9 protein-coding genes are annotated in these 12,847 nt (G+C 36.0%); 3 read left to right on the top strand and 6 right to left on the bottom strand.

Going from position 1 to position 12,847, the window contains the following annotated elements:
• Positions 1-14 precede the first annotated feature (14 nt).
• A complete protein-coding gene (gene folK / locus L1S34_RS02715; RefSeq protein ID WP_236362738.1) occupies positions 15-1,160 on the bottom strand; it encodes a 2-amino-4-hydroxy-6-hydroxymethyldihydropteridine diphosphokinase in 1,146 nt (381 codons plus the stop codon).
• Positions 1,161-1,299: 139 nt separating this feature from the next.
• Here folK and sppA point away from each other — a divergent pair, with 139 nt between their 5' ends.
• Entirely contained in the window at positions 1,300-3,060 is a 1,761-nt protein-coding gene (gene sppA / locus L1S34_RS02710) for a signal peptide peptidase SppA (protein ID WP_236362737.1), read from the top strand.
• A 166-nt stretch (positions 3,061-3,226) separates the two neighbouring features.
• Positions 3,227-5,845 (top strand): AsmA-like C-terminal region-containing protein, encoded by a 2,619-nt coding sequence (locus L1S34_RS02705; RefSeq protein WP_236362736.1) that lies wholly within the window; start codon positions 3,227-3,229, stop codon positions 5,843-5,845.
• Positions 5,846-6,072: 227 nt separating this feature from the next.
• Here the strand turns inward: L1S34_RS02705 and L1S34_RS02700 are convergent, their stop codons facing one another.
• Positions 6,073-6,867 carry a DUF2797 domain-containing protein gene (locus tag L1S34_RS02700; protein WP_236362735.1) on the bottom strand — a complete coding sequence of 265 codons (795 nt, stop codon included), beginning with the start codon at positions 6,865-6,867 and terminating at the stop codon, positions 6,073-6,075.
• A gap of 145 nt (positions 6,868-7,012) precedes the next feature.
• Between L1S34_RS02700 and L1S34_RS02695 the strand changes: the two genes are divergently transcribed.
• Positions 7,013-8,521 (top strand): GH3 auxin-responsive promoter family protein, encoded by a 1,509-nt coding sequence (locus L1S34_RS02695; RefSeq protein WP_236362734.1) that lies wholly within the window; start codon positions 7,013-7,015, stop codon positions 8,519-8,521.
• A 30-nt stretch (positions 8,522-8,551) separates the two neighbouring features.
• Here the strand turns inward: L1S34_RS02695 and serB are convergent, their stop codons facing one another.
• The 4 genes from serB to clpP form a co-directional block, all read right to left on the bottom strand.
• Complete coding sequence (serB, locus tag L1S34_RS02690; protein WP_236362733.1) at positions 8,552-9,784, bottom strand: phosphoserine phosphatase SerB; 1,233 nt, start codon at positions 9,782-9,784, stop codon at positions 8,552-8,554.
• Positions 9,785-10,023: 239 nt separating this feature from the next.
• Entirely contained in the window at positions 10,024-10,434 is a 411-nt protein-coding gene (locus L1S34_RS02685; protein ID WP_236362732.1) for an SRPBCC domain-containing protein, read from the bottom strand.
• A 133-nt stretch (positions 10,435-10,567) separates the two neighbouring features.
• Positions 10,568-11,800, bottom strand: coding sequence for an ATP-dependent Clp protease ATP-binding subunit ClpX (gene clpX, locus L1S34_RS02680; protein WP_236362731.1), 1,233 nt, complete (start codon positions 11,798-11,800; stop codon positions 10,568-10,570).
• Positions 11,801-11,876: 76 nt separating this feature from the next.
• Positions 11,877-12,551 (bottom strand): ATP-dependent Clp endopeptidase proteolytic subunit ClpP, encoded by a 675-nt coding sequence (clpP, locus tag L1S34_RS02675; RefSeq protein WP_166133171.1) that lies wholly within the window; start codon positions 12,549-12,551, stop codon positions 11,877-11,879.
• Positions 12,552-12,847 lie beyond the last annotated feature (296 nt).

Raw genomic sequence — 12,847 nt, 5'->3', positions numbered from 1 at the left:
AGCCAAGAAAGAAATTAAAAATTTTGGGCAAGCATTTTTTTCTTGATTTCCTCCAATATGTACAGATAGTCTTCTTGATTTTTTACAAAATCACGATCAGAAACATCGATGATTAGTACATTTAAATTGGTTTGCGACTTGATATAATCCAAATAACCGCTGTTGATTTTATCTAAATAATCAGCTGGAATTTTTTGCTCGTAACTGCGTCCCCTTTTTTTGATGTTTTGCAACAAACGTTCTGAATTTTGATATAAGTACACATACAAATCAGGCCTTGGCATTTCTTTGTAAATGATATCAAAAAGATTGCGATACAAACGGTATTCATCTTCTGCCAAAGTGATTTTTGCAAAAATCAAGGATTTAAAAATGTGATAATCGGCTACCAAAAAATCTTTAAATAAATCGAATTGCGCCAAGTCATCTGATAATTGTTGGTACCTATCCGCAAGGAATGACATCTCAAGCGGAAACGCGTATCGATTTTGATCTTTATAAAATTTTGGTAAAAATGGATTATCAGCAAAACGTTCTAAAACTGTTTTCGCGTTGAAGTCCTCTGCAATTTTGGTTGCCAATGTCGTTTTACCGGCTCCAATATTTCCTTCGAAAGCAACATAATTGTAGCGTTCAATCGGAATGCTTTGCAAAGGTTGTGTCATATTTTGCACAACATCACAAGGGCTAACATCTGTTGACAAAGATACCATTTGGGTTATTGTCTTGCCCAAAACGGGATGCTCCCAGTCTAATTGTAAGTCTTGTAAAGGCAGCAATACAAAATTGCGATCTTGCATTAAAGGATGCGGAATTTGTAATTTTTCAGACTGGATTACTTCATTATCAAACGCAATAATATCGATATCAATAGTTCGGGCAGCATAGCCGGCTGTGCTTTTACGAGACCTACCCAATTGTTTCTCAATTTTTAAAACCTGAGTCAAAACTTTGTGCGCACTGCTATAGGTATGAATCACAACAGCGCAATTATAAAAATCATCGCTCTCAAAACCCCATGCAGGTGTTTGATACAATCTAGAAACACGCAAAATAGTGCCCACTTGTTGATGAATCAGTTGAAGACTCTGCTCAATTGTAGCCAAGCGATCGCCTTGATTACTGCCTATGGATAGAATAACTTGATGCTGTGATTTCATAATTGATGCAAATTAACTAAAAGAATTTTAGAATTCGGAATATATTTGCGCCCACTTTTATTTGCTTGATTTTTGAAAACCCGAAAAACTTTATTGTAACATTTCAATAATTTTGCGACTGATACAAAAAATAAATTATATGAGATTTTTAGGAAATGTACTGGCAACTGTCATTGGGATATTTGTCTTTTTTATGTTATTCTTTTTTGGAATCGTTTTAATAGGAACCATTTTTGGTGGTGAGTCTGATGGCGTTGTGGTAGATAATAATTCAGTTATTGAATTGAATCTGGAAAACGTTCAAAATGATTATGCCGGAAAATACAACGACCCTTGGGTTACTGCTTTTTCAGAAAACGAAAAAATAGGTGTTATTGACATTATTAATTCTATCGAGGCCGCAAAAACGGATGATGATATTAAGGGTATTTCTATTTTAAACAACAATTCCTATTTAGGGATGGCTCAAACTAAAGCCTTGCGCGATGCCTTAGAAAGCTTTAAACAATCTGGTAAATTTGTAATGGCCTACGGCAATACCTACTCGCAAAAAGAATACTACTTGAATTCGGTTGCTAATACCGTTTATTTGAATCCGGTAGGCGAAATGGATTTTAAAGGATTGTCATCAGAGATTATGTTTTTTAAAGATTTTCAAGAAAAATCAGGTTTAAAGATGGAAGTTATTCGTCATGGAAAATACAAAAGTGCCGTTGAACCTTTCTTAGAAAACCAAATGAGCGAAGCCAATAGAGAGCAAACCACTGCACTATTGACCTCTGTTTGGAATTCAATGATAAAAGACATTGCAAAAAGCAGAAATTTAAGTGTGGCAAAATTGAATGAAATTGCTACTGGTCTTTTAGGTCGTACGCCGGAAATGGCAAAGGCTCAAAAACTAATTGACGTAATTGCTTACGAGGATGTATACCATGATGCTATTAAAAAAGCATTAAAAGTCAATAAAGACGAGGATTACAATAGTGTTTCGATACTTGATTATGCTCAAAAAACAGCAACAACTGCAAGCGTAAATAGCGCTACAAACGAAATTGCCATCATTTATGCACAAGGCGAAATTATGGGTGGCGAAGGTGATGTAACAGTAATTGGAGAAGGTTCCATGCGCAGGTCTTTGCAAGAAGCTAGAACTAATAAAGACGTGAAAGCAATTGTTTTGCGTATTGACAGCCCGGGTGGAAGTGCCTTAACTTCTGATTTAATTTGGAGAGAAATTGAGTTAACTAAAAAAGTAAAACCAATAGTAGTGTCTATGGGTAATTATGCAGCATCAGGCGGCTATTACATCGCTTGTAATGCAAACACTATTTTTGCTGAAGAAAGTACCATCACAGGATCAATTGGTGTATTTGGGGTATTACCTAACTTTACAACACTTGCAACCAAAATTGGCATTCATACAGAACAAGTAAAAACCCACTCGAACGCTGCTGATTACAGTCCGTTTGTACCATTGGATGAAAATTTCAAAGCCGTAACGCTAGAAGGTGTGGAACATATTTACAAAACTTTTGTAACTCGAGTAGCTCAGGGCCGAAAAATGTCGTTTGCACAAGTAGACAGCATTGCACAAGGACGTGTTTGGACTGGCGCCGAAGCACTAAAAATTGGTCTTGTAGATAAGATTGGTGGTTTGGATGATGCTATTGCAAAAGCGGCTTCGTTAGCGAAAGTAAAAGAGTACCGAACTCAAAATCACCCTGAATACGACAAAAACTTCGATGATTTACTAGCAGGATTCCCTTTTGCACAATCAAAAGAGCGTTTTATTAAAGAGGAAATTGGAGAAGAAAACTATCGCATGTTGAACGAAATTAAAAAACTTCAAGCCAGACAAGGCGTGCAAGCCATGCTTCCGTTTGCGATCAAAATGAAATAAATAAAAAAATTGAAAATACTTTTAAACCCGCTATTGTCATTACTTTAGCGGGTTTTTCTTTAAATCATATAAGCTTTTATGAAAACATTAGAAAGATAAAAAGTCAAAATCCAGTATTTTTGTACAATAAAGTAATTGGTAAGCAATTCAAAATAAGCAACATCACATGGTAAAGAAAATTTTAAAAATAGTAGGTATAGTCCTTTTGTTGCTAGTAGCAACATTATTTGCAGCACCCTTTTTATTTAAAAATCAAATAAAAGCAAAAATTACCGATGCCATAAATGCAAAAGTTGACGCCACGGTATCCTTTGCTGATGCCGATTTAAGTTTGTTCAAAAACTTTCCAAATGCTAATGTAACGCTAGAAAAACTAGTAATCATCAATAAAGCGCCTTTTGCGGGAGACACATTGGTTTCACTAGGCGAAGTCAACCTTAAAATGTCAATTAAAGAACTTTTTAAAGATAAAAAAGAACCAATAGCTATTGATGGAGTTACTTCAAAAGACGGGTTGATCAACATTATTTTTAACAAAGATGGTATTGGAAACTTTGATATTGCACTTAAAGACGCCAAAAAAGAAGAAGCTTCAACCAGTAGTCCGCTGGCCTTAAAAATTCAAGAATACAAAATTGAAAATTTTCAGTTTCGCTATTTTGACGAAAGTTCAAAAATTAAAATGGTTATTGACAGCTTGAATCACGAAGGCACAGGTGATTTTGCCGCTGAAAAACTAGACTTAACAACCAAAACCACAGCTAAGGTGAGCTTGAATCTGGATAAAGTCAATTACATGAATCAAGTAGCATTAACACTTCATGCCGTATTAGGAATCGATTTAAAAAATAGCAAATACAGCTTTAAAGAAAACAAGGCCTTAATTAATCAACTCCCGTTAGAATTTGATGGCTTTATACAAATTGCTGATGCAGGACAAGAATACGACTTGAAATTTAAAACACCAACCTCATCATTTAAAAACTTTTTGGGCGTAATACCAGCTGCCTATGCAGCTAGTTTAGATAATGTACAAACTACAGGTGATTTTACCATTGATGGTTTTGCAAAAGGATTATACTCTGATACCAGTGTACCTAAATTCAATATTGCAATTGCCTCTAACAATGCTTCTTTCAAATACCCGAACTTGCCTAAAACGGTTGAAAAAATTGTAATTGACACTAAAATTATCAATGAAACCGGAATTCTTAATGACACTTATGTAAACTTAGATCGACTATCGTTTCAAATTGATCAAGATGTATTTAATGCCAAAGCAAACATCAACAACATCACCCAAAATGCAATAGTAGATGCCGCTTTGAAAGGAACTATAAATTTAGCAAACCTATCAAAAGCCTACCCTATCAAGCTTGACAAACCATTATCTGGGATTTTAAAAGCCGATGTTACCACAAAGTTTGACATGCAAAGTGTTGAAAAAAGTGAATATGAAAAGATTAATAATGCGGGTACCATGAGCTTGTCTGGCTTTAAATATGCTGATGAAAATGGCAAAACCATGAACATTAGTACGGCGGTGGTTCAGTTTAACCCAAGCCAAGTTAATTTGAAACAATTGAATGCCACCACTGGGAAAAGTGATATTAGCGTAAGTGGAATTCTGGAAAACTTTTATGGCTTTATTTTTAGAAATCAGGAGTTGAAAGGAAACTTTTTCATGTCGTCAAATCAGTTAGCGGTGGACGATTTTATGACGACTGAAGAACCAGCAAAAGATAACACTGCTGGAAAGAGAGCCGAAGCTATGAAAATCCCCGCTTTTTTAAATTGTACGCTTAGCGCAAAAGCCAATACGGTATTGTATGACAACCTAAAACTAAAAAACGTAGCCGGAAAATTAATTGTGAGAGACCAAAAGGTAACACTAGAAAATGTGAAAACTTCTATTTTTGGTGGATCGATTGGAGTAAACGGAGCCGTCTCTACAAAAGGGAAAGTACCTGTGTTTAATATGGATTTAAAATTAAACCAAGTTGATATTGCACAGTCATTTACACAATTGGACATGCTAAAGAAAATTGCTCCTATTGCGGGAATTATTAATGGCCGTTTGAATTCTAATATTAAACTGAACGGAAATTTAGATGCCACCGAGTTTACGCCTGACTTGAAGACTTTGACCGGTGATTTATTAGGCCAACTTTTATCAACTACTGTCAATGAAAAAAATTCGACTTTATTGAAAGCAATTGGGTCGAATATTAAGTTTATAGATGTAAACAAAATAAATTTGAATGACATCAAAGCAGCAATCACATTTAAAGATGGTAAAGTAAATATCAAACCATTTGACATTAAGTACAAAGACATCAAAGCTACAATTGGCGGAACACACGGTTTTGATCAAAGCATGAGTTACAACCTAAAATTTGATGTTCCTGCTAAATATTTGGGCAACGAAGCGAATGCCTTACTAGCGAAATTAACTCCTGCCGAAGCTGCTAAAATAGAAAACCTGCCTATCAATGCGGTTTTGGGTGGTAATTTTACCAATCCGAAAATAACAACAGATATCAAAACGGCGCTGACACAATTAACAAATCAGTTAGTGAAACAACAAAAAGACCGTTTGGTAAAAAAAGGAACCTCAGCGATAACCGATTATATCAACAAAAACAAAAAACCTGGAGATACCACAAAAACAGCTGTGCCTACCAAACCAGCCACAAAAGAAGAAGTAAAAGCCAAAGCTGCTGATTTATTGAATGGTTTGTTTAAAAAGAAAAAGAAACCAGCCGATACCACAAAGGTAAACTAGGTAGAAATACAATTAAAAAAGAGGAATTTCAATAGGTTTGAAATTCCTCTTTTTTATGAAATATAGTGGCGTTTTGTCATTGAAAACCAAAACGGGTATTGTATGTTGTGTTGCGTAAAGGATGGTAGCGGCATCCTTTTATGCAGCGCAGCGAAATAAAAGATACAGCGAACAGCCTGACCTTTTTTAAAATTTTTCTATTTTAAAAAAGGGTACACCCAACTGTTTTAAACGGTGATGGATACCACATAGCCTTCGGAGCCGCGAACATTAAAAACGGTGCCGTCATCAAAGAGTAAATATTGCCCTTTTACGCCTGTTAACTTGCCTTCGAACTGCGGTGTTTTATCAAGATTCAAGCTGTTTACCTTAGCGGGATACTGCAAAACAGGGTAATTCATTTCATACAAATCGTTGTTTTGATTGTAAAAATACTCCTGAACTTCGGTTGGAATTAAGTGTTCCAGTTTTAAGCGTTCTGCCACCAAATCGACTGGTTCAATAGCGTTGGTTAACATTTTGCGCCAATTGGTTTTGTCTGCATAATGTTTTTTTAAAGCGACCTCGGTGATGCCGGCAAGATAGCGATTGGGAACCTCAACGATTGAAATGGCTTGGTTGGCACCTTGATCAATCCATCGGGTTGGGACTTGTGTTTTGCGTGTAACTCCTACTTTGACTTCACTCGACAAAGCCAAGTAGACAATGTGCGGCTGCAATTGCACTTTTTGCTCGTAGGCCAAATCACGATCAGCGATACCAAGATGCGCAGTGCTTAGTTCAGGTTTCATAATCCAATCGCCCACAGCTGGACTTGAATAAAAGCAGTCGTAACAGAAACCTTGACGGAAAATCTTTTTCTTTTTGTTGCAATTGAGACATTGGTAGCCTACAAATTGTATCGAAAAATTTTTATTTAAAAACTGATTGACGTTTAAAAAACTATTTTCAAAAACGATATAGTATTGAATGGGAGCACCCATTTCGGTTTGCATTTTGGCCAGTACACCTTCGTATGTCATTATTCGTAAAGTTTGTTGTTTAAATTTTTAGGTTAAACAAATTTTGTTATTTTTGGTAAAGTTGTAAAGTTAGTATTTGTGTACCGATATTCAAATGGGAAACTGTAAAACTGCGCCTGACTTTTAAAAATTGTAAATAAAAAAAATGCCATTAACCATAATTAATTCGTTTGCCTCTTGGGTTTTAAAGCAAAGAATTCATCAGATAGAATTGTTCCTAAAGTACCCGAACGAGGTTCAGGAGGAATTGCTTATGAACTTGATACAAGCCTCGAAAAATACGGTTTTGGGCAAAGAATACGATTTTGCATCTGTAAAATCGTATGCTACTTTTACATCACGCGTACCTATTTCTACCTACGAAGAACTGCAGCCGCTTATTGAACGAACGCGACAAGGAGAACAAAATGTTTTTTGGGAAACTCCTATAAAATGGTTTGCCAAATCGAGCGGTACTACCAATGCCAAGAGTAAATTTATTCCCGTAAGCAACGAAGCATTAGAAAATTGTCATTACAAAGGCAGTAAGGACTTGCTGTGTTTGTATTTGAATAATAACGAGGATTCGGAGTTGTTCATAGGCAAGAGTTTACGCTTAGGTGGGAGTTCTCAAATTTACGAAAACAAGAATACTTTTTTTGGTGATTTGTCGGCTATTTTGATAGAAAACATGCCTATTTGGGCAGAGTTTAGCAGCACGCCAAGCAACAAAACATCGTTAATGAGCGAATGGGAAACCAAGATTGCAGCTATTATTAACGAAACTAAAAACGAAAATGTGACCAGTTTTGCAGGTGTTCCGTCCTGGATGCTGGTATTAATGAATAAAATGCTCGAAGAAACCGGTAAAGGCAATTTACTGGAGCTTTGGCCTAACTTAGAAGTCTATTTTCATGGCGGTGTTAATTTTGAACCGTACCGCGAGCAGTATCAAAAAATACTTCCTAAAAAAGATTTTAAATACTACGAAATATATAATGCTTCTGAAGGTTTTTTTGCCATTCAAGACTTAAATTATTCTAGTGATTTGTTGTTGATGTTGGACTACGGGATTTTTTATGAGTTCATTCCGATGGATACTTTCGGCACGCCGAATCAAAAAATTATTCGACTGGCAGATGTAGAATTGTTTAAAAACTATGCCATCGTGATTACTACCAACTCAGGTTTGTGGCGCTATATGATAGGTGACACGGTGCGTTTTACCTCCTTAAATCCCTATAGAATTCGAGTTACAGGCAGAACCAAACATCATATCAACGTTTTTGGCGAAGAGTTAATGGTTGAAAACACGGATCAAGCCATTGCACAAGCTTGTAAAATTACCCACACTGAAGTGGTGGATTATACTGTGGCCCCCATTTTTATGGAAGGCAAAGAAAAAGGCGCTCACGAGTGGATGATTGAGTTTAAAAATCCACCTGCTGATGTCGCTCTATTCCAGAAAGTATTAGATGAATCCATACAAGCGCTCAACTCTGACTACGAGGCCAAACGCTACAACAACATGACTTTAAATCCATTGGTAATCAATATAGCCCGTAAAAATTTGTTTTATGACTGGCTCAAAGAAAATAGCAAACTTGGTGGGCAACACAAAATACCGAGATTATCTAATCAAAGAGATTACTTGGAACAGCTCAAAAACTTGTAAAAAGATTATTTTCCTAAAAAAATTGTACTCCTACTCCATCATATCAATGTGCCTGTCGTGATAACCTAATAGGTACAGAACACCATCTAAACCTAAGCTAGAAATAGAACTTTCGGCTTTTTCCTTTACGGTTGGTTTGGCATGAAAAGCGATGCCTAAACCTGCTAAATTCAACATAGGTAAATCATTGGCACCATCACCCACTGCAATAGTTTGATTGATGTGAATGCCTTCTTTGTCTGCAATGGCTTGAAGGTATTCGGCTTTCTTTTTACCATCAACAATTTCGCCTAAATAATTGCCTGTCAATTTTCCGTCGATGATTTCAAGTTCATTGGCGTGTACGTAATCAATGCCTAATTCTTTTTGCAAATACTTCCCAAAAAAGGTAAAACCTCCTGAAAGAATAGCCGTTCTGTAACCATAATACTTTAAGGCTTTCATCAAGCGATGCGCACCTTTGGTAATGGGTAAATTTTCGGCAACTGTTTGTAAAACGGATTCACTTAAACCTTCAAGTAAAGCCATGCGTTGTTTGAAGCTTTCGCTAAAATCAATTTCGCCGTTCATGGCTGATTCGGTTATCGCACGCACTTGCTCGCCTACTCCAGCAAGCTCTGCTAATTCATCAATTACTTCTGTTTGTATGAGCGTCGAATCCATATCAAAGCACACCAAACGGCGGTTTCGTCGGTACATATTGTCTTCTTGAAACGAAATATCAACATCTAAAGTTCGGGAAATTTCCATAAAACTAGCCGTCATAAAAGACTTGTCAACGATAGTTCCCGTTACCGTAAGCTGAATGCAAGCACGAGGAAATTCTTCTTTTTCAATAATAGATACTCTGCCCGTAAGGCGTTTAATAGCATCAATATTCAAGTTTTGATTGGATAAAATACGAGTCACAGCAGCGATTTGTACCGCAGTTAGACTTTCGCCCAAAACATTAATTGTGTAACGTTGCTTGCGTTGTCCTTTAACCCAAATTTCATAATCATCGATAGAAATGGGAATGAACTTCACTTTTACACCTAATTCATACGCTTTAAACAACAAATCTTTTAAAACTGGTCCCGATGTAGAGCCTGCTTTGATTTCGAATAGAATGCCCAGTGAAAGTGTATCATGAATATCGGCTTGACCAATATCTAGAATAATAGCGTCATAATTTGCTAAAATAGAAGTTAAACCAGCGGTTACTCCAGGTTTGTCTTGACCTGAAACTTTTAATAAAATGACTTCTTTATCTGCTACTTGCATACGATTGGCTTTAAAATACCAAACAAAAATCGACAATTGAAAGGGGATAAAAAAAAATAAAATTCCTTTTTGCACACAAAAACAAATCCGATAATTTAAGTACAAAAAAACCTGCTCAAACGAATGAACAGGTTGCTGTTTTTACGAAAATCGCAATTTATAGCGTAAACTAAAAAATGTAATCTAGGTTATTCTACTGTTGGAGATGATCAATTTCAAGGACATGAATTGTAAAAAAATCAAAGATTTGCCTCTTCAACATATTTTTTAAAATTATCTAAAATAGCCTGCCAGCCTTCTTCTTGTAGTTCTTCTGCATTTTCTGTTTCGGGATCAAAACGTTCAGTCACTTTGGTACTTGCTGCATTTTGCTCAAAAGTAATTTTTACTTTTCTACCATCTGTTATTTCGTATTCTATTACAGAAAAATCTGAAATAGCAGTATAGACTCCTTCAAAATCAAAGCGCATGGTATCGTCTTTAGAAGCCATTGTATATCTGAATTTCCCGCCCACTTTCAAGTCATTTTCTGCAAAAGGAGTATGCCAATCATCAGAGGCATTGTTCCATTTCATGATGTGTTGTGGTGTTGTCCATTTTTCCCACACTTGTTCTATTGGAGCGTTTATAGTGTTTTGTACTGTTATCATTTGAAGTTACTTTTATTAATTAGAATTATAAAAATACAAAATAATTAAAATCAGGTCTCATTTTTAAAATCAATAAAAAAAACCTGCTCAAATGAATGAACAGGTTTTTATATTTTTCTGAGAAATTGATTTGTTAAGAAGCAATCTCCAAACGTTTCAATAAGTTTTTACTTAAAGCTTCCTCTGCATACTCTTGATTGATCTCGAGTACTTTATCCTCTGAACTTGGTAATTCATACATAGCATCTGTTAGAATAGCTTCGCATAACGAACGCAAACCACGAGCACCTAATTTGTATTCTAAGGCTTTATCAACAATAAAATCTAAGGCTTCATTTGTAATGCTAAAAGTTACATCATCCATTAAAAACAACTTTTCATATTGTTTGATCAAGGCATTTTTAGGTTCTGTCAAAATAGAACGTAACGTTGCTCTATCCAAAGGATCCATGTGTGTAAGTACCGGCAAACGACCAATGATCTCTGGAATTAATCCAAAATCTTTGATGTCTTTTGGGATTATGTATTGCAGTAAATTGTCTTTGTCAATAGCATCTGCTGTTTTTGAAGTAGAATATCCTACAGCCTGACGGTTCAATCGTTTCGAAATAATTCTTTCGATACCATCAAAAGCACCTCCGGCAATAAACAGAATATTTTGTGTGTTTACCTCAACAAATTTTTGATCCGGGTGCTTGCGTCCGCCCTTTGGTGGCACATTCACAACGGTTCCTTCTAATAATTTCAGTAAGGCTTGTTGTACTCCTTCGCCAGATACATCACGCGTAATAGATGGATTGTCACTTTTACGTGCAATTTTGTCTATTTCGTCAATAAATACAATACCACGTTCTGCTTTCGCCACATCATAATCAGCAGCTTGTAGCAAACGCGTTAAAATACTCTCTACATCTTCACCTACATATCCTGCTTCGGTTAACACAGTAGCATCTACTATAGCCAAAGGAACATCTAACATTTTCGCGATGGTTTTAGCCACCAATGTTTTTCCGGTTCCGGTTTGCCCTACCATGATGATGTTGCTTTTTTCAATTTCAACCTCATCGTCTTGTTGCTGTTGCATCAATCGTTTGTAGTGGTTGTAAACGGCCACCGACATTACTTTTTTGGTTTGGTCTTGACCAATTACATATTGATCTAAGAACGCTCTTATTTCTTTCGGCTTTTGCAAAACCAAATCGCTTGCTAGCGCGCTGCTACTTGAAGTTCTTAATTCCTCAAGAACAATACCATGCGCTTGCTCAATACATTTGTCGCAAATATGCGCTTCGATACCTGCAATTAATAATTTAGTTTCTGGCTTTTTTCTTCCACAAAACGAACATTCTAATTTTTCTTTCGCCATATTTTTTGTTTCAAGTTTAAAGTTCCAAGTTTAAAGTTTCCATAATAACTTTAAACTTGAAACCTGAAACCATTTTTTATCCTCTTCTCAACACTTCGTCGATCATTCCGTATTCTTTTGCCTCATCTGCTTTCATCCAGTAATCGCGCTCGCTATCAGCGTGTACTTTTTCGAATGATTGTCCAGAGTGGTGCGAGATAATGTTGTATAACTCTTCTTTTAGTTTTAACATTTCTCTTAAATTGATTTCCATATCAGTAGCAACTCCTTGTGCTCCACCTGATGGTTGGTGAATCATAACACGAGAATGTGGCAATGCTGAACGTTTTCCTTCGGCACCAGCGCATAACAATACTGCACCCATAGATGCTGCCATACCTGTACAAATTGTAGCTACATCAGGCTTGATGTATTGCATGGTATCATAAATTCCTAAACCAGCATAAACGCTACCTCCAGGAGAATTCAAGTAAATTTGAATGTCTTTTGAAGCATCGGCGCTTTCTAGGAATAACAATTGTGCTTGTACTATGTTAGCAATTTGATCGTCAATTCCTGTTCCTAAAAAGATAATTCTGTCCATCATCAATCTAGAGAAAACATCTAATTGTGAAATGTTTAATTGACGCTCTTCAATAATATAAGGTGTCATATTAGTTGGGTTCATTGCTGCAACGATTTTATCGTAATACATGGCATTTACCCCTTGGTGCTTTGTAGCAAATTTTTTAAATTCTTTACCGTAATTCATTTGTATAGGTTTAAAAGTTTGTAAGTCTAATGTTTGAATTATTAACAACGCAAAGGTTGTACCTCTTTCGAATTGGTGCCAATATGTCTTGTTTTTAGCCCAGATTGAAGTGGAAAGCTTTTTGAATTCCGTTTTTTAGTTTTTTTATTCATGCAAAGCGACCAAAGGAAGCTCTTGCAGGAATTTAAAAAAACAGAAACGGAAGAAAAAACTTAGAACGTAAAGCTGGATTGGCTCCTGAAAAAATGAGCTATTCATTTCAAACAAAAGAGCGCCAAAAAAAATTTTCTGACGCT

Source organism: Flavobacterium sp. K77 (genome assembly GCF_021608205.1).
GTDB lineage: Bacteria > Bacteroidota > Bacteroidia > Flavobacteriales > Flavobacteriaceae > Flavobacterium > Flavobacterium turcicum.
The sequence above is the reverse complement of the archived record's forward strand: the minus strand, read 5'-3'. Positions and strand labels throughout refer to the sequence as shown.